This is a genomic window from Ruegeria sp. CDSC068, from assembly GCF_059610545.1.
Genome location: NZ_JBXWNV010000003.1, coordinates 376,218 through 393,473 on the forward strand (window position 1 = coordinate 376,218; position 17,256 = coordinate 393,473).

Genomic DNA, 17,256 nt, shown 5'->3' on the forward strand with positions numbered 1-17,256 from the left:
CCTTCACGAAAATGTCACGAAGCCTCCGAGTTTCAACATAAAATTTCCACTGCACCCCCGTTTCCATTCACATTCCACCTCTGGTTGCCCAATTTTAAGGCAAAGGCTTTAACCTTTTTTGAAATAATGCCACGTTCGACATCAGTGAAAGGCGACTTTTGCAAACACGTTCCCGACTGCAAACCGAAAGACTGCGACGCGGTGTTCATTGCGATCTGAAAAAGCAAAATTCGAACCAGTCCCGGTCTCTTTCTGGGTCGGACAAACATGGTGGCCCTCAGCCATCCTGAAGGGATGCGCGTGGGTTGCTTAATAAAAAACGGGAGTTGAAAAACATGAACAAGTATATTCGTACATCTCTTGCGGGGCTGTTGACCTCTACCATGATAACCGGTGCTGCATTTGCCGCCGGAACCCATCCGACTACCGGCGAAGCGTTGGCGGATGACCAGACCTTTACCTATCGTATTCTGGACGAACACAGCTCGGTTGACCCTCAAGTTGTTGAGGATGTTTCCGGCGCCGAGATCGTGCGTGACCTGTTCGAAGGCCTGATGAACCAGGACGAAGACGGCAATCTGGTCCCCGGTGTTGCCACCGGTTACACCACCAACGACTCTAAAGACGTTTACACCTTTACCCTGCGCGACGATGCTAAATGGTCGAATGGTGATCCGGTAACCGCCGGCGATTTTGTTTTCGCCTGGAAACGTGCCGTCGATCCCGCCCTTTCCTCGCCCTATGCATGGTTCATGGAACTGATGTCGATCGAGAACGCATCTGAAATCATCGCAGGTGACAAATCGGTTGACGACTTGGGCGTTAAAGCCATCGACGACCACACGCTTGAAGTGACGCTCAGCGCACCGCTGCCGTACTTCCCGCAAATGACCACACACTCAACCACTTTCCCTGCCCCGCAGAAAGTCATCGAAGAGTTTGGCGACGCCTGGACCAAGCCTGAAAACATCGTATCGAACGGTGCATACGTCCTGACCGAACATCTGCCACAGGAACGTTCGGTTCGTGAACGGAACGAAAACTACTGGGACAACGACAACACGATCATCGAAAAAGTCGTGGCACTGGTCATCAACGACGAAAACGTCGCGCTGACCCGTTACCTGGCAGGTGAGCTGGACCGCACAGAAGTTCCCGCAGGTCAGTTCCCACGCTTGCAAAAAGAGCACCCGGAAGAAGCAATCAGCTTCCCGCGCCTGTGTAACTATTATTACACGTTCAACTTGTCCGATGGTGGCCCCGAAGCCTTCAAGGACCCGAACGTCCGTCAGGCGCTGTCCCTGGCAGTTGATCGTAAGATCATCACCGAGAACATCATGGCAGGTGGGCAGCCGCAGGCTTATACCTTTGCCCCGGCAGCAACCGCTGGCTTTGACGTTCCAGACGTAGAAATGGCGTCCATGTCGCAGGCCGAGCGCGACGAACTGGCCAAGGAACTGCTAGCCGCAGCTGGTTATGGTCCCGACAACCCACTGAGCTTTGAGATGGTTTACAACACCTCGGAAGCGCACAAAAAAGTTGCCGTGGCCCTGAGCCAGATGTGGAAGCAAAAGCTGGGCGTAAATGCCGAGCTGGCCAACATGGAATGGAAAATCTTCCTGGAAGAGCGTGGCAATCAGAACTTCGATATGGCACGCGGCGCATGGTGTGGCGACTATAACGAAGCCTCGACCTTCCTCGATCTGCTACAGTCGGATTCCGGCTATAACGACGGCAAGTACAACAACGCCCGCGTTGATGAACTGCTGTCCGAAGCCAAAACCTCTGACGATGCCGCTCCTCTCTACACTGAGGTCGAGCGTATCATCGCGCAAGAGACGCCTGTTATCCCTATCTATCACTATGCTGGCGTCTACATGATGGACAGCGATGTCGGTAACTGGCCGGTCAAAAACGTAGAGCAGAACTGGTATTCCAAGAACCTCTACAAAACCGCCGAATAATCTTCCTTAGACCAAGCTTTGCCCCGGAGTTCTTTCCGGGGCAAAGCCAATAATGGGGGCATGAAATGCTTGCCTATATCGTCCGGCGATTGCTGATCGCCGTCCCAACGATCCTTTTGCTGATCGTTGCAAGTTTCTTTCTGATGCACTTCGCGCCAGGTGGACCATTCACCTCGGAGCGGCCACTGCCGCCCGCTGTGCTGGCCAATATCGAGGCGCGGTACGGGTTGGACCAACCGCTGTGGAAACAGCTGTGGGACTATCTGTACAACATCGTCGTGCATTTTGATTTCGGCCCGTCGTTTAAGTTCAAGGACCGGGATGTGAATGACATCATCGCGCAGGGTTTCCCGATCTCGCTGACCTACGGTTCGCTGTCCTTCCTGGTGGCAACAACCGTCGGAGTCGCGCTGGGGATTGCCGCGGCGATCAAGCACAACAGCTGGATCGACTATTTCGCTGTTGGCTTGGGTATCGCAGCGCAGGCGCTGCCGAACTTCATCATGGGTCCGATCCTGATCCTGACCTTCACCTTGTGGCTGGGATGGCTGCCGGGCGGTGGCTGGAATGGCGGCCAGTGGCCGTACCTGATCATGCCCGTTATCGCGCTTGCGACTTCATACATGGGATCCATTGCGCGGATCACGCGGTCATCGATGCTTGAAGTTCTGAACTCGAACTTCATCCGCACGGCTCGCGCCAAGGGTCTGCCGACAAGAACTGTGATCTGGCGCCATGCACTGAAACCGACCTTGCTGCCCGTCGTGTCTTATCTGGGTCCGGTTTTCGTCTATGTACTGACCGGTTCGGTCTTTGTGGACATCTATTTTTCGACCGGTGGGCTGGGGCAGGCCTATGTGGGGTCCGCGCTATCGCGTGATTACGCGGTGCTGTTGGGTGTCACGATCCTATATGGCGTCCTGACCGTACTCGTAAACCTGCTGACCGACCTGGCCTATGCCTGGTTCGATCCGAAAATCCGTTACTGAGGGGCTGGCAATGCTTGGTAAATCACAAAAAGCCGCCCACCTGGCCGAAGACATCACCGATTACACGGTCATTCAGGGGCGTTCACTGTGGCAGGACGCACGGATGCGTTTTGTTCGCAACAAGGCCGCCATGGCGAGCCTGTTCATTCTGGCGATGATCGTTTTGTTCACGATCATTGGCCCCTACTTTGCCGTTTGGAGCAACGAGGAAATCGACTGGAACGTCATGGGCGACGTACGCGGCATGGGAATGCCGTCCGCAGAGACTGGACATTTCTTCGGCGTCGACGATCTGGGGCGCGATCTATACAGCCGCATCATTCAGGCGACGACGACATCGCTGCTGGTGGGTCTGATCGGTGCCGCGACCGCCCTGATCGTCGGTACATGCTACGGTATTGCCGCAGGGTATATCGGTGGCCGCACCGACGGTGTGATGATGCGCTTCGTCGATATCCTGCTGGCCATTCCGGCAACTCTGGTCATCATCCTGCTGCTGGTTGTCGCGGGTCGATCATTCGTCATGCTGTTCATCGCACTTGGTGCGGTTGGTTGGCTGACGATGGCACGAATTGTACGGGGGCAAACCCTGACCCTGAAGAACCGAGAGTTTATCGAGGCCGCACGTGCAGCTGGGGTCAGCGAATTCACCATCATGTATCGCCATATCCTGCCCAACCTTCTTGGCGTGGTGATTGTGTATGCTTCGCTTCTGGTGCCTGAGATGATCCTGACCGAAAGTTTCATTTCGTTTCTCGGCCTTGGGATTTCCGAACCCTATACCTCTCTGGGTCGATTGATCGCCGAAGGGGCCGGGACGATGGGCTATGGCACACTGTGGCAGTTGTTGTTCCCACTGACATTCTACGTCGCAATCATCATCACCATGTTCTTCATAGGTGATGGCTTGCGAGACGCTCTGGACCCGAAGGATCGCTGATATGAGCCTGTTTTCCGTAAAAGACCTGAGCGTCCAGTTCAACACCGCCGACGGCGTTGTTGAGGCCGTCAAAGGCATCAGTTTTGACATCAATCCCGGTGAATGCCTGGGTATCGTGGGTGAAAGCGGGTCCGGCAAAAGCCAGACATTCATGGCCGCGATGGGCCTGCTGCCCCCTGCCGGGCAGGCAACCGGTTCCGCCTTGCTGAACGGTCAGGAAATTCTGAACCTGCCGGTGAACAAGCTGAACCAGATCCGTGGCGACGATGTCGGCATGATCTTCCAGGATCCCCTGACCGCCCTGACCCCGCACCTGCGTATTGGCCAACAAATGCGCGAAGTCCTGCAGGTTCACGAAGGGCTGCAAGGTTCGGCTGCTCGGGCGCGCTGCCTTGAATGGCTCGAACGTGTCCGCATCCCTGAGGCTAAACGGCGTCTGGATCAGTATCCACATGAGCTTTCTGGCGGTATGCGCCAGCGGGTCATGATTGCAATGTCCATGTTGTGTAATCCAAAGCTGTTGATCGCGGATGAACCGACAACGGCGCTGGATGTGACGGTTCAGGCAGACATTCTGGACCTGATGGTACGCCTGCAAAAGGACGAAGGCACCGCGATTGCGCTGATTACCCATGACATGGGTGTCGTGGCCCGAATGTGCGATCGCGTTCAGGTCATGCGGCTGGGTCAATTCGTTGAGGCCGGCGAGACGCGTGAAATCTTCCGGGCGCCCAAACACGACTACACCAAGACTTTGCTGGCCGCGATGCCCCGCATCGACGCCGGTGACGCACCCAAGGCGCTGGAAAAAGTCGATGAGCCGCTGCTGAAAGTCGACGACGTCAAAGTGCACTTCCCAATCCACGTCTCGGGCGGTTTGTTCGGGCACAAAGTACCTTTGAAAGCCGTCGATGGTGTCAGTTTTGACATCCGCAAGGGCGAAACATTGGGAGTCGTGGGCGAGTCTGGTTGCGGAAAGTCCACTCTGGCACGGGCCGTCCTGCAGTTGATCGAACCCAGTGCGGGAAATGTCAGTTGGCTGGGTCATCCCATTGTCGGACTTAGGAGGTCCGAGTTGAACAAGTACCGCAAGGACTTGCAAATCGTGTTCCAGGACCCGCTGGCCAGCCTCGATCCGCGGATGACCATCTCGGCCTCAATTGCGGAACCGCTGAAGACCTATCGCCCTGACCTGACTGAGCGGGAGCGCAAGAAGCTGGTCGCCGAAATGATGGAACGGGTCGGCCTGAAGGCCAACATGATCAACCGCTATCCGCACGAGCTTTCGGGCGGTCAGAACCAGCGCGTCGGCATTGCACGGGCGATGATCAACAAACCCAAGCTGATCATCTGCGACGAAGCAGTGTCCGCGCTGGACGTGTCAATTCAGGCGCAGATCGTGGAGTTGCTGCGCGAGTTGCAGCAGGAGTTCGGTCTGTCGATGATCTTCATCAGTCACGACCTGTCGGTTGTACGAGCGGTATCTAACCGGATCATGGTGCTGTATCTGGGCCGGATCGTGGAACTGGGCGACGGAGAAGTGATATGTTCTGATCCGATCCACCCCTACACCAAATCGCTGATCTCGGCCGTGCCAATTCCGGACCCGGACGTGGAGCGCAGCCGCACGCGCCTGAAACTGCCGGGCGAACTGCCCTCACCGATGGATCCGAAAGCCGCGTTGCGTTTCCTCCCAAGTCGTTTGGCGGCCGGTGAGAATGACTATGTTCCTCTGTTGAGTGAAGTGAAGCCTAATCATTTTGTGGCCGAGCACGACCCGCTCGAGGCGATCATGGCGAAGGCATAAACCCGCCTGCTCCGAAGCAATTCACAGCCTTCGGGGCAGGTTCGTTTTTTGGGTGTTTCAGCGACTCCTTTTGTCTCCACATTGCATCCAATGTGCACATTTTCATCCATTTTAACCCTAAACTATCAACCTTTAAGGCTATGTCATAGCCAGCATGAGCAGAGCATTTTGACTTCCGATTTCAACGGTGGCACGATCTCTCCAAGTTGACCGACTTTGCCTAATTGCGTTGATTGTTCTAATCGCGCGCAATATGAGGTGGCGTCGACAAAACACTTTCATACGGATAAGACTTTTTGCTGAGAGGTAGCATGGCACGTAAGGTCACAAAGGCGGTTTTTCCGGTTGCGGGTCTTGGTACTCGCTTTCTGCCCGCGACAAAATCGGTACCTAAGGAAATTATGACCCTGGTCGATCGCCCGCTGGTTCAATACGCAATTGACGAAGCTCGGGCGGCCGGGATTACCGAATTCATTTTTGTAACGTCCCGCGGAAAGTCAGCGCTTGAGGACTATTTTGACCACAACCAAATCCTTGAACAAACGCTTAAGGAAAAAGGCAAAGACGACCTGTTGGAAACGCTAAATGCGACCAACATGGAAAGCGGGGCTATCGCCTATATCCGGCAACACAAAGCTTTGGGTTTGGGTCACGCCGTGTGGTGCGCACGCCGCCTGATTGGAGACGAACCATTTGCGGTCATGCTGCCCGACGACGTCATCGCAGGGGAAAAGCCCTGCTTGCAGCAGATGATAGAAGCCTATGAGGAAACTGGCGGCAATATGGTTGCCACCATGGAAGTTCCCCCGGAAAAGACAAGCTCTTACGGCGTTTTGGATGTGGGCGATAACATCGGAACAGCGGTGCGCGCGCGCGGCATGGTCGAGAAACCGAAACCCGAGGAAGCACCGTCCAATCTGGCAGTAATCGGTCGTTACATTCTGCGCCCATCGGTTCTGTACAACCTTAATCAGAACAAGCTGGGCAGTGGCGGCGAGATTCAACTGACGGACGCAATCGCCGAAGACATCAGAAACGGTGTCCCGGTTTTCGGATACAAATTCGACGGCCAGCGGTTTGACTGCGGGTCCAAAGCGGGTTTCCTGCAGGCAACAGTCGCGTTTGCGCTGGCGCGCGATGACCTTCGAGAGGATTTGCAAAAATACCTGCACGACGTTGTCGCCACGGGTCAGGCAGCCCAGTAACCAGGGATTGTGGCCTCGAAAACGAGGTAAACGGTATCGAATTAAGGGCAAACTGCAGGCATTGCAGTTTGCCTTTTTCTTTCGGTGTAGATCAAAAGCCCTGGGGTGATTGGACAGCCCATCGCTCAGGCAAAATATTGGCACGGCATTAACCGAGCGTTCGTATCGGTCAGGCGGGATTCATGTGAGGCGCGGCAGTCTGGCGCGCAACGCAATTGACGATCCGACAACCAACGGAGAATGCCCTTTGTCCCAAAATTCGCCCAGATTGAACCTGCCATTGCTGCAACCGTCGCAAGCGCAAAAGCACGTCACACTTAATGAAGCCCTGAGACGCCTTGATCTGGTCGTCCAGCTTTGCATTGAGTCTACTAATGCCTCGACGCCGCCCACAGTTCCGGCGCAGGGTGATCTTTATGCCCTTGGGTCGACGCCGTCCGGCGATTGGTCGGATCATGCGGGAGAACTTGCAGCTTGGTTAGACAATGGCTGGCATTTCATAACGCCCAAATCGGGCTGGCGCGCGTGGGACCGGGAGAATAATCGTCTGACAATTTGGGACGGGTCGGCATGGGTCGAACCCACGACCACGACGCAGAACCTGCCAGGCGTCGGAATTGCCACCGGGCACGACACGACCAATCGTCTGTCAGTGCGCGCGCCGGCAACCTTGCTAAGCCACGAGGGTGCCGGGCATCAACTGAAGATCAACAAGGCAAATGCGGGTGAAACCGCATCCCTTTTGTTTCAATCCAACTGGACCGGACATGCGGAAATGGGTCTGTCCGGTAGCACAGGCTTTTCCATCAAGGTCTCGCCGGATGGGAATAATTGGTCCGAAGCGCTGAGCTTTGATCCAACGTCCGGGGTGGCCTCTGGCACGGCCGTGCAAAACAGCGCGGAAGACACAACTGCGGGCCGCTTGATGCGGGCTGACTATGGCTATGGGCCCGGAAATCTTTTGGGGGCGGTCACGCAAAGCGGCGGAACCCCAACCGGTGCTGTGATTGAAAGAGGAGCCACACCGAGTGGTGATTTCGTCCGGTTTGCTGATGGTACCCAGATTTGCACCGCTTCACAGGATGCAACGACCTGCACAAACACCGAAGGTGCACTGTATGCGAGCTCGTCTGCAACATGGGTTTTCCCGGCTGCCTTTGCTACTGGCACCAACACGGCAATCAGCGGCAGTGGGGGCACGATCAACAGGTTCATGGGCTTTGATGAACCGTCCGAAACTCAGGTCGTGTACAAAGTTCTTTCGTCTGTTTCTGACGCGACGGCTTTACCTCCAACGGCCATAGCAATTGGCCGCTGGTTCTGATCCGCCAGACTGCCCGGATCTGTGTCCGGGCGGTCACTTCGCGCGAAGTTCTGCCTCGGGTTGCTCTAGAAACCAGGCATAGGTTTCGCGAATACCGTCTTCGATCCTGATAGTCGCGCGCCATCCCATGTCGGCCAGCCGGGAAACGTCCATCAGCTTTCGCATGGTACCGTCCGGCTTGCTGACGTCTTGCGTAATCCGCCCGGTGAACCCGGTGATCTTTGCAATCATCGCTGCCAGTTCCGCGATTGAGATATCTTCACCACATCCCACATTGATATGGCTCAGCATGGGTTGGGTATTTGCCTCATATGCAGCACTCGGTAGGCCCATTACGAACAAAGACGCCTCAGCCATGTCGTCAACATGCAGAAACTCGCGCCGGGGCTTACCTGTGCCCCAGATGATAACTTCTTCCAGCCCATTCCGCTGTGCCTCGTGAAATCGGCGGATCAGGGCGGGTAGGACGTGACTGTTTTCAGGGTGAAAATTATCGCCTGGTCCGTACAGGTTTGTCGGCATCACGGAACGATAGTCCAGGCCGTACTGCCGATTGTAGCTTTCACACAGCTTGATTCCGGCAATCTTTGCCACGGCATAGGGTTCGTTTGTCGGCTCTAGCACACCTGTCAGCAGGGCATCTTCGCGCATTGGCTGCGGCACAGCGCGCGGATAGATGCAGGAACTGCCCAACTGCAGCAGGTTTTTGACCCCCGCGGTAAACGCCTGATGGATCACGTTGCACTCGATCATCAGGTTTTTGTAAATGAAATCAGCCGGGTAGGTGTTGTTGGCATGGATACCGCCGACTTTAGCCGCCGCCAGAATGACAACGTCTGGGCGCTCGGCTTGCATGAAATCGGCGACAGCGGCTTGATTGGTCAGATCAAGTTCCGCACGGGTCCGTGTTACAAGTTCCAGCGCCTCACCTGATGCCTGACGGTCTTGCAAGCGACGCAGGATTGCACCGCCGACCATGCCGCGGTGCCCGGCGACGTAGATCTTGCGCATGCCCCCTGCGTTAGCCATTTTCAAGCGTGACCGGTAATTCGTAACCATGCTGTTTTAGCAAGGCATGCCGTTTGGCTGTCTTCAGGTCCTCGGTGATCATTTCAACGCACATTTGCTGAACGGTCAGTTCCGGCTCCCATCCCAGTTTGTTTTTGGCGTTCGAAGGATCCCCAAGCAATGTTTCCACTTCGGCCGGTCGGAAATATTGCGGATCGATGCGCATGATGACATCGCCGGGCTTCAACGCAGGTGCACTATCGCCCTCGACGGATTTGACCGTAGCGATTTCATCGACGCCTGTACCTGAGAATTCAAGCGTCACGCCCAGTTCAGCGGCAGACCATTCGATGAATTGCCGCACTGAATACTGCACACCCGTTGCGATAACAAAATCCTCGGGGGCGTCCTGTTGCAGCATCAACCATTGCATCCGGACGTAATCCTTGGCGTGCCCCCAGTCGCGCAGGCTGTCGATATTGCCCATGTAAAGGCAGCTTTCCAGACCTTGTGCAATGTTGGAGAGACCACGGGTGATCTTGCGCGTCACAAAGGTTTCGCCCCGGCGTGGGCTTTCATGATTGAACAGGATGCCGTTGCAGGCATACATGCCATACGCTTCGCGGTAGTTCACTGTAATCCAATAGGAATACAGCTTGGCCACCGCATAAGGGGAACGCGGATAAAACGGCGTTGTTTCGCGTTGCGGTGTTTCTTGGACCAATCCGTACAGTTCGGACGTGGACGCCTGATAAAAGCGTGTCTTTTTCTCAAGACCCAGAAAGCGGATCGCCTCGAGAAGGCGCAACGTACCGATCGCGTCGACATCAGCGGTATACTCCGGCGATTCAAAACTGACCGCCACGTGGGACTGAGCGCCAAGGTTATACACCTCGTCCGGCTGAACCTCTTGAATGATGCGCGTCAGGTTCGATGTATCGCTTAGGTCACCGTAATGCAGGTGCAGGCGCGGATTGGGCACATGCGGGTCCTGATAAATGTGGTCAATGCGCTGTGTGTTGAACGAAGATGCACGGCGCTTGATCCCATGGACTTCATACCCTTTTTCCAGCAATAGCTCAGCAAGATAAGATCCGTCCTGCCCTGTAATACCAGTCACCAATGCTGTTTTTGTCATAGCCGCGATCCGAGAATATCTGATTTGCTTTTCGCCGCCTCAGAAACAGCAATATACCCCTGAATGCAACCCTGCGCCACGATCGGGCTTTGATTCAACTGCAGTTGACCATCGTTTGCGCAAGCGCTTCAGGACGACGCATATAACGGTACTGAGCCTTTTGCACCTTCTGCCAGCGCTGCGCTTTGATCGCTGCGAACCCTGTCGTACAGCGCAAGCGCATCAGCAGAAAACAACTCGGTTGGTGGCTCGACATGAACAAAATTGCTTTGGCCGTCCTGCCCGCGCGCCAGCATGGCATAGTCTCGCTCGGCAACCAGTTGCTTGGCATTAGGGTTAAGATAGCGGATCGCAAGACCAATACGCCGGTCACCCGACTGATTGGGACCCGAACCGTGGATCGTCAGCCCATGATGCAGAGACATCTGCCCTGGTGCCAATTCGATGTGGGTCTTGTCTTTCTCGGCGACATCCACAGCAACCTCTTGTCCGCGCGACAGAAGATTGGTGTCTGAATAAGTGTCCTTATGGGGAAGGATCGGTTTCTTGTGGCTGCCGCGCACAAAATCCATACACCCACTTTCAACCGTTGCCGGCGACAGCGCAATCCAGGCGGTGACCTGATCCGGGGTTTCACCCATACCCCAGTAGGTCAAATCCTGGTGCATCCCGACGGTATGGGCTGTGTGCGGCTCTTTAATGAAGAATTCAGCTGACCAGACCATGATATCCGGCCCCAATACACCCTCAACCACATCCAATACGCGGGGATCCGTCGCGACACGCGCCGCAAGCGGCATCACCAGATGTGCGTTGACCCGTTTATAGGTGTTCAACGGCAAGGGCAGATCCGCGTCAAGCCACTCCCGCTCAATCCGCTCAAGCTCAGCGCGGGTTTCGGCAGCCTCCTTTTCGGAAAAGATGGTCAGCGGAAAAAGAAACCCATCCCCCCAATATTTGTCGGATTGCGCCTGGCTAAGTACGACGTCACGCGTTGGGGTGCTTTCAGACATCTGGCATACCTTCTTGAAAACTTGCTTTCCCAGAGTTTTACCCTGCGCTGCCCGCAGGGTGCTTATCCTACGTGCGACGATAAGTTCAGCTTTGCCTTTGGGGCAAGTCACCTCGCGTTTCATTTCTGAAACGCTTTCGTGCTTTCAAAACTCCGGCCGGCTCCACACGGATCAGACCTTATGATTAGATTGAGGGCACGACTAAACCCTCCCGGATCAAACGTGTCGCCGGAAAGCCAAAACCAGAGTTCACGTTTCAGCATCCCAGCTGAGCGAAAGCACCTATGCTGCCTGCAATCACCAACCCGCTGCCGTCGCCGCAGCGGATAACAAGGGTGTTCGGGTCTATCATCTCGGGCTGATCGCTATAGGCGATCAAGCCACTTCCCAGCACCGTATACAGCCCGCCGGGCTGGGGTTCTGAGAAATAGCCTTGGACCTGAACAATGCCGACCGCACCGGCGAACAGCCCGGCTTCCAGACGCTCGGCCATGATCCCGTCACGTGTTGGCTGCCCGACGACCCGGACAAGATCACCCGGCGACAGATGTTGCGGCTCAAGCCCACTGACAACACTTGCCCCGATCACTGTTTGGGCCTGAGGGTCAGGCCCAAGATATGTGCCGGACAACCGCGCCTGATGCCCAACGCTTGTCAGTTTTTCGATGTGTGATGCGCGCACTGACTGACCTTGCCACAATCCGCTGATAGCGACCCAATCGCCGACCTGAATGTCTGCGCGCCATTCGAACGCAACGTCGGTCCCAAGAACCGATATCGTGCCGTCCTGCACGCTAGACACTGGTCCGACCAGCGGCAGGACCTGACGGATGTGTTTTGCGTGCCACCCACCATTTTCCTGAGTTACAACAACCGCAACGGTATGACCCGGCTTCAACTCGCTCGCAGTGATCAGAGGAACCGAGTCGGTAACCGGCATGTGGCCATCGAACAATATATGCTGCCCATTTACATGGATACTGCCCAGATGAGTGATCGTGCCCACGATACCGGTGCCGATAATGCCACCTTCACGATCAGTTTCACTTTTGTCTTCGGCCTGAGTCGGAGCAGGCAGCCAAGACACCAAAAAAAACGCCGCGAGCACACGAAGAAACACACCCATGCCTACTCATCCTCTTTCGTGTTTTTACTTGGCACCCTTTGCGGAGAGGGCAGGACAAAGGCGCCCATTGCAAACCGACCGCTGTGATCGCCGTCACTGTCCTTTTCCTGTAACGCGCGAGCGAGGGCATTGATTTCTAGCAACAATGATTGCGCCCGATCTGACGAAAATTGGCGCAACTCTTCAATTGATTCAGGCGACATATGAGAATACCGGACCGCGCGGTCGAAATTTCGCGGAGCATCCGGCTCGGCCAGCAGGTTCTGTGTTGCCGCCGCAAGGTGCGCAGACAGTGTCGCCTCATAGGCCGCCACCTGTTCAGCGCTGCCAGCAGAAGGAAGAAAGGCTTGGGACAAAAGGCGAAGCTTACCTTTGCCGACCTGTTCTACGTTCTTTTGATCGACCAAGGTTTCCAGAACGGTACCTGGGGCCATGTCCACACGCGCGCGCCTCACCAAATCATCAAATCCTGGGCCAGTTTCGTCGCCTTTACGGCTCAGAATCCGAGGCGCGCCCAAGTCGTCCAGAAATTCGGGCGTCGTCGACCAATAGCTGATGACCAATGCCGCCGCATTACAACTGCGCTTCAACGGGGCATCATCATCGATGTGGCGTAGCCTTTTGACATCCTTGCGATGCAGACCCGTCAACAGGCTGGCGCGACTGTCGCTTAGCTTTCCGTCCGTGCCTTGCTCAACAGCCGTCAGCAAGGCCAGTTTTAGAGCTTCGGTCGCGGAGCCAAGCGTGACCCCATGCGCAACCATTGCCTGTGCCAGTGGGACCAGCAACGCAGACAGCGCGGTTTCAAGAGGAGGTTTGGGATCATTCGACATTTGGGAACTCGTGACGGATTGGTAGTTGATAACATTTTCCTAGAATTAACGAATTCAACGCTTTCGTGTTCAAAATGTGATCGAATGTGACCTTTAATGGGAATTTTTCCCATTATCACTAAGGTGTGACCCCTTCTTGAACTGGAGAATGCCATGCACCTTATCGCAACCGATCCCCAGACAAACTACCCCCCCCTGTCTCAAACCGATTTTACCCGCACAAAAAAACCGGGTGCGCTGGACGCGCTCAGCCCCGAAGATCAAGAGTTGTTTCTATCCTTTGGCTGGGGGCCGCAGGTTCCGCCACGCTATGCCACCATCGCCGATGCGCTGCGCCAGTCGTTGCAGGATCAGCCCGATGCCACCGCGGTGGAATGTGCGGACCATAACCTTAGCTACCGGGCGCTCGACGAGGCCTCGAACCGATTGGCGAATGTCATGCGCGCCCATGGCGTGAAACGCGGCGACGCGGTGTGCCTGTTCCTGCATCGTTCGGTCGAAATGGTCGTAGGTATCGTCGCCGCCATAAAGCTTGGGGCCGCTTATATTTCGCAGCATGTCGGTGTCGCGCCGACGGAAACCTTACGCCATGTTGCGAATGTAACTGGTGCAAAAATCATCCTCAGCCTGAGCGAACTGGCAGATCAAATCCCCGTTGGATTGGACCAGACCCTGATCACAATTGATACGACGATGTTCGACCCGATGTTGAACGCCCCGGCCCCCGGCCCTGCTTATCGGGCCAGCCCCGACGATTTGGCGATGATATTGTTCACGTCCGGCACAACTGGCGTTCCAAACGGCGTACAGGTTAGCCATCGGAACCTGGCCAATATCTTGCTGACCGCCCCCGGGGATCTGGGGATGCGACCGGGCTTGCGGGTCGGACAGATCCTGTCGATCTCATTCGACATGGCCGCGTGGGAGATCCTTGGCGCTTTGTCCAATGGCGCAACTTTGGTGATCCGTGGCAAATCGATTCAGGAAACGGCCGAGAAGGTGGATGTGCTGATCGCCACGCCTTCAATCCTGAATGCGCTGGACGAGACCCGCTGCACGCAGGTCAAAGCTGTCGCCGTAGCGGGCGAACCCTGCCCCCGCCCGCTTGCCGATCGCTGGTCAACCTTTTGCACCTTCTACAATTCCTGTGGTCCGACCGAGACCACCATCATCAATACAGCCGAGCCGCATCACCCCGACAAACCGTTTCTGTCGATTGGGCGAACAACACCGAACAACACGGTTTATGTTCTGGACGAAAACCTGCGCCCTTTGCCTATCGGCGAAAAGGGCGAGATGTGGGCTGGCGGCGATTGCGTCACAGCCGGTTACCTCGCCAACCCCAAACTGACGGCCGAGCGTTACCAACCCGACCCATTTCGGCCGGGGCATATGATGTTCCGCACCCGTGATCTGGGACGCTGGACGAGGACCGGTGAGCTTGAGCATTTCGGGCGCGTTGACGACTTAGTCAAGGTGCGCGGATTCCGGGTAGAGCTGGACGGTGTTACATCCGCGCTTGAGGCCTCGCCCTGCTGTCAGCAGGCGGTGACCTTGCAATATGACAGCCGCAATCTGGTCAGCTTTATCTCACCGTTGTCGGCCTGCCCCAAACAGGCGGCGCAATCCGTCTCGGATCGCCTGCCATACTACTGCAGCCCCGCTGTTGTGGTTCCGATGGACATGTTGCCTCGCACTCCACGCGGCAAGTTGGACAAGCGTCTTTTGCTGGATCTGGCGCGCAGCCATATCGCGAAAACTGGTGCGGAGTTGAACTGATGACGACGCAGACGACAAATCTTGAAACAGGCGGCCTGAATTGGCGGCGGGTGACCCGCCACCCGGCCCTGATGGAATATCGCCGTCTGGTGACGCTTGTTGCATTGGTGAATCTGGCCGTCTTAGTGGTTGGATTGCGCGATGGGGCTTGGTTCGCTGAGAATGCATTCACGCTCGGCCCGATTGCGGATATGGCGCTGATCAACCTCAGCCTCGGCATCCTGATCCGGCAACAGCGGGTGGTCAACGCCCTGTTCTGGCTGGCCACACGCATTCCCACATCATGGCCACTTTGGATCCGTTGGGGGGCTGGCAAGGTGTTCCACTTTGGCGGGTTGCATTCCGGCGGCACCGTCACTGGGACCATCTGGTTCGGCTTTCTTCTGTTTGCGATAATTTGGAATCGCGCCAACGGAGCCGCCTTGCCCTCAGACCTGACACTGGGCCTAAGCGCGACAATGGTCGTCTTGATGACATTGATGGTGATATCGGCCCTCGGCCCGGTCCGCGCGCGGTTTCACAATGCGTTCGAGAAAACGCACCGCTTTGTCGGCTGGACGGTTTTAGGATTGTTTTGGGCGCAGACGATCTCGATCACAAATGACCTGGGGGGCATGTTGTTGCACAGCCCGGCCTTCTGGATGCTCTGCCTGATCACCTTGTCGATCCTGTCGCCGTGGCTGACCCTGAAACGCGTGAATGTCCGGATCGAAAAGCCGTCAAACCATGCGGTGATTGCGCAGTTTGACTATGGAGATACTCCGTTCCCCGGCAGTTCGAACGCGATCAGCCACACCCCGTTTGGCGAGTATCACTCATTCGCCAATATCCCATCCCCGGACCAGCCGGGTTACCGATTGGCCATCAGCCGTGCGGGCGACTGGACCGGGCGTTTTATCGACAATCCGCCCAAGAAGGTTTGGGTCAAGGGCATCACCACATCCGGTGTCGCGCGGATCGAAGTGCTGTTCAAAAAGGTGGTGTATGTGGGCACCGGTTCGGGCATTGGGCCGATCCTGCCACATCTGCTGGTCAAAGAAGTGCCGAACCGCCTGATCTGGTCCACCCGAAGCCCGCGCAAAACCTATGGTGACGCGCTGGTTGACGAGATCGAAGCAAATACCGAGCAGCCTTTGATCTGGGACACCGACGAAGACGGCAAACCGAACCTTTCGGCCTTGGCATTGCAAGCCGTTCGCGACAGCGGGGCCGAAGCAGTTATCGTGATCTCAAACCAAAAGCTGACCCGCAAGGTTGTGCATGACTTGGAAAGCCTTGGCATTCCCGCCTATGGCGCAATTTGGGATAGCTGATCATGTTTGAGACAATCGAAACCCATACACAGGGGCGGGTCGCGACGATCCGCCTCAATCGGCCCGATCATCTGAACGCATTGAACACACAACTCATGCACGAAGTGCTGACCGCCGCCACCGAATTCGATAAATACTCCGGCATCGGCTGCTTGATCCTTATGGGCAATGATCGTGCTTTTGCCGCCGGGGCAGATATCGGCGAGCTTGCGGTGCAAACCTACGCGACCATGCAGGCAAGTGACTACTTTGCCGAATGGGACAGGTTTGCGGCGCTTCGCCTGCCCAAGGTGGCAGCGGTCAGTGGCTATGCCCTGGGTGGCGGGTGTGAAGTTGCGCTGATGTGTGACGTCATTCTGGCCTCGGACACTGCGAAATTCGGTCAGCCCGAAATCAAAATCGGCTGCATTCCCGGCATTGGCGGCACGCAGCGACTTACGCGGCTGATCGGCCGTGCCAGAGCTATGGACATGATCCTGACCGGGCGCATGATCGACGCGTCAGAGGCCCTGCAGATGGGCTTGGTCAGTCGGGTTGTCCCGCAGGACACTCTTTTGGACACCGCGCAAGAGGTGGCCGAAACCATTGCAGATTACGCTGATGATATCGTCAGTATGGCGCGTACTTGCGTAAACATGGCCGACCAGAGCACACTTGAATCGGGTGTGCGGTTCGAGCGGCAGATGTATCACGCGCTTTATGGATTGCCGGCCCAACAAGAAGGCATGAATGCCTTTCTGGAAAAGCGAAAGCCCCAATTCAGGCGCAGGACCCAGTGATCACATCCCGCATCGTCAATCACCGCTCGAGAAATGAG

Annotated in this window: 14 protein-coding genes; 9 read left to right on the plus strand and 5 right to left on the minus strand. The window is 56.1% G+C overall.

Going from position 1 to position 17,256, the window contains the following annotated elements:
* Window positions 1-335 precede the first annotated feature (335 nt).
* The 6 genes from AC2FID_RS09040 to AC2FID_RS09065 all read left to right on the plus strand — a co-directional run bounded on the left by AC2FID_RS09040 (window position 336) and on the right by AC2FID_RS09065 (window position 8,229).
* Window positions 336-1,964, plus strand: coding sequence for a peptide ABC transporter substrate-binding protein (locus AC2FID_RS09040; protein ID WP_496836447.1), 1,629 nt, complete (start codon window positions 336-338; stop codon window positions 1,962-1,964).
* Between the two features lie 65 nt (window positions 1,965-2,029).
* Window positions 2,030-2,953, plus strand: coding sequence for an oligopeptide ABC transporter permease OppB (oppB, locus tag AC2FID_RS09045; RefSeq protein WP_058277210.1), 924 nt, complete (start codon window positions 2,030-2,032; stop codon window positions 2,951-2,953).
* 10 nt (window positions 2,954-2,963) lie between these two features.
* Window positions 2,964-3,893 carry an ABC transporter permease subunit gene (locus tag AC2FID_RS09050; RefSeq protein ID WP_058274595.1) on the plus strand — a complete coding sequence of 310 codons (930 nt, stop codon included), beginning with the start codon at window positions 2,964-2,966 and terminating at the stop codon, window positions 3,891-3,893.
* A 1-nt stretch (window position 3,894) separates the two neighbouring features.
* Window positions 3,895-5,700 carry an ABC transporter ATP-binding protein gene (locus AC2FID_RS09055; RefSeq protein WP_282169451.1) on the plus strand — a complete coding sequence of 602 codons (1,806 nt, stop codon included), beginning with the start codon at window positions 3,895-3,897 and terminating at the stop codon, window positions 5,698-5,700.
* A gap of 311 nt (window positions 5,701-6,011) precedes the next feature.
* Complete coding sequence (galU, locus tag AC2FID_RS09060) at window positions 6,012-6,905, plus strand: UTP--glucose-1-phosphate uridylyltransferase GalU (RefSeq protein ID WP_282169450.1); 894 nt, start codon at window positions 6,012-6,014, stop codon at window positions 6,903-6,905.
* 247 nt (window positions 6,906-7,152) lie between these two features.
* Entirely contained in the window at window positions 7,153-8,229 is a 1,077-nt protein-coding gene (locus AC2FID_RS09065; RefSeq protein ID WP_496697706.1) for a DUF2793 domain-containing protein, read from the plus strand.
* A 33-nt stretch (window positions 8,230-8,262) separates the two neighbouring features.
* On the opposite strand, the gene fcl is transcribed toward AC2FID_RS09065, so the two are convergent.
* The 5 genes from fcl to AC2FID_RS09090 all read right to left on the minus strand — a co-directional run bounded on the left by fcl (window position 8,263) and on the right by AC2FID_RS09090 (window position 13,347).
* Window positions 8,263-9,240, minus strand: a complete 978-nt coding sequence (fcl, locus tag AC2FID_RS09070) for a GDP-L-fucose synthase (RefSeq protein WP_496836450.1) — start codon at window positions 9,238-9,240, stop codon at window positions 8,263-8,265.
* Window positions 9,241-9,250: 10 nt separating this feature from the next.
* Window positions 9,251-10,375, minus strand: coding sequence for a GDP-mannose 4,6-dehydratase (gene gmd, locus AC2FID_RS09075; RefSeq protein ID WP_113790783.1), 1,125 nt, complete (start codon window positions 10,373-10,375; stop codon window positions 9,251-9,253).
* Between the two features lie 128 nt (window positions 10,376-10,503).
* Entirely contained in the window at window positions 10,504-11,388 is an 885-nt protein-coding gene (locus AC2FID_RS09080) for a phytanoyl-CoA dioxygenase family protein (RefSeq protein ID WP_496836452.1), read from the minus strand.
* A 256-nt stretch (window positions 11,389-11,644) separates the two neighbouring features.
* A complete protein-coding gene (locus tag AC2FID_RS09085; RefSeq protein ID WP_496836454.1) occupies window positions 11,645-12,514 on the minus strand; it encodes a DUF5666 domain-containing protein in 870 nt (289 codons plus the stop codon).
* A 2-nt stretch (window positions 12,515-12,516) separates the two neighbouring features.
* Window positions 12,517-13,347 carry a DUF6502 family protein gene (locus AC2FID_RS09090; protein WP_496836455.1) on the minus strand — a complete coding sequence of 277 codons (831 nt, stop codon included), beginning with the start codon at window positions 13,345-13,347 and terminating at the stop codon, window positions 12,517-12,519.
* A 153-nt stretch (window positions 13,348-13,500) separates the two neighbouring features.
* On the opposite strand from AC2FID_RS09090, the gene AC2FID_RS09095 reads away from it, so the two are divergent.
* The 3 genes from AC2FID_RS09095 to AC2FID_RS09105 are packed head-to-tail and all read left to right on the plus strand — an operon-like array spanning window position 13,501 to window position 17,218.
* Entirely contained in the window at window positions 13,501-15,126 is a 1,626-nt protein-coding gene (locus AC2FID_RS09095) for an amino acid adenylation domain-containing protein (RefSeq protein WP_496836456.1), read from the plus strand.
* Window positions 15,126-16,439, plus strand: a complete 1,314-nt coding sequence (locus AC2FID_RS09100; protein ID WP_496836458.1) for a ferric reductase-like transmembrane domain-containing protein — start codon at window positions 15,126-15,128, stop codon at window positions 16,437-16,439. The genes AC2FID_RS09095 and AC2FID_RS09100 overlap by 1 nt, the downstream gene beginning before the upstream one ends.
* A gap of 2 nt (window positions 16,440-16,441) precedes the next feature.
* Window positions 16,442-17,218, plus strand: a complete 777-nt coding sequence (locus tag AC2FID_RS09105; protein ID WP_282152127.1) for an enoyl-CoA hydratase-related protein — start codon at window positions 16,442-16,444, stop codon at window positions 17,216-17,218.
* Window positions 17,219-17,256: the final 38 nt, after the last annotated feature.

Bases quoted from the DNA above. Each gene is read 5' to 3' on its own strand.
- galU (WP_282169450.1), top strand. From the start codon at position 6,012: ATGGCACGTAAGGTCACAAAGGCGGTTTTTCCGGTTGCGGGTCTTGGT.
- fcl (WP_496836450.1), bottom strand. From the start codon at position 9,240: ATGCGCAAGATCTACGTCGCCGGGCACCGCGGCATGGTCGGCGGTGCA.
- AC2FID_RS09080 (WP_496836452.1), bottom strand. From the start codon at position 11,388: ATGTCTGAAAGCACCCCAACGCGTGACGTCGTACTTAGCCAGGCGCAA.
- AC2FID_RS09055 (WP_282169451.1), top strand. From the start codon at position 3,895: ATGAGCCTGTTTTCCGTAAAAGACCTGAGCGTCCAGTTCAACACCGCC.
- AC2FID_RS09085 (WP_496836454.1), bottom strand. From the start codon at position 12,514: ATGGGTGTGTTTCTTCGTGTGCTCGCGGCGTTTTTTTTGGTGTCTTGG.
- AC2FID_RS09050 (WP_058274595.1), top strand. From the start codon at position 2,964: ATGCTTGGTAAATCACAAAAAGCCGCCCACCTGGCCGAAGACATCACC.
- AC2FID_RS09090 (WP_496836455.1), bottom strand. From the start codon at position 13,347: ATGTCGAATGATCCCAAACCTCCTCTTGAAACCGCGCTGTCTGCGTTG.
- AC2FID_RS09105 (WP_282152127.1), top strand. From the start codon at position 16,442: ATGTTTGAGACAATCGAAACCCATACACAGGGGCGGGTCGCGACGATC.
- AC2FID_RS09040 (WP_496836447.1), top strand. From the start codon at position 336: ATGAACAAGTATATTCGTACATCTCTTGCGGGGCTGTTGACCTCTACC.
- AC2FID_RS09100 (WP_496836458.1), top strand. From the start codon at position 15,126: ATGACGACGCAGACGACAAATCTTGAAACAGGCGGCCTGAATTGGCGG.
- gmd (WP_113790783.1), bottom strand. From the start codon at position 10,375: ATGACAAAAACAGCATTGGTGACTGGTATTACAGGGCAGGACGGATCT.
- oppB (WP_058277210.1), top strand. From the start codon at position 2,030: ATGCTTGCCTATATCGTCCGGCGATTGCTGATCGCCGTCCCAACGATC.
- AC2FID_RS09095 (WP_496836456.1), top strand. From the start codon at position 13,501: ATGCACCTTATCGCAACCGATCCCCAGACAAACTACCCCCCCCTGTCT.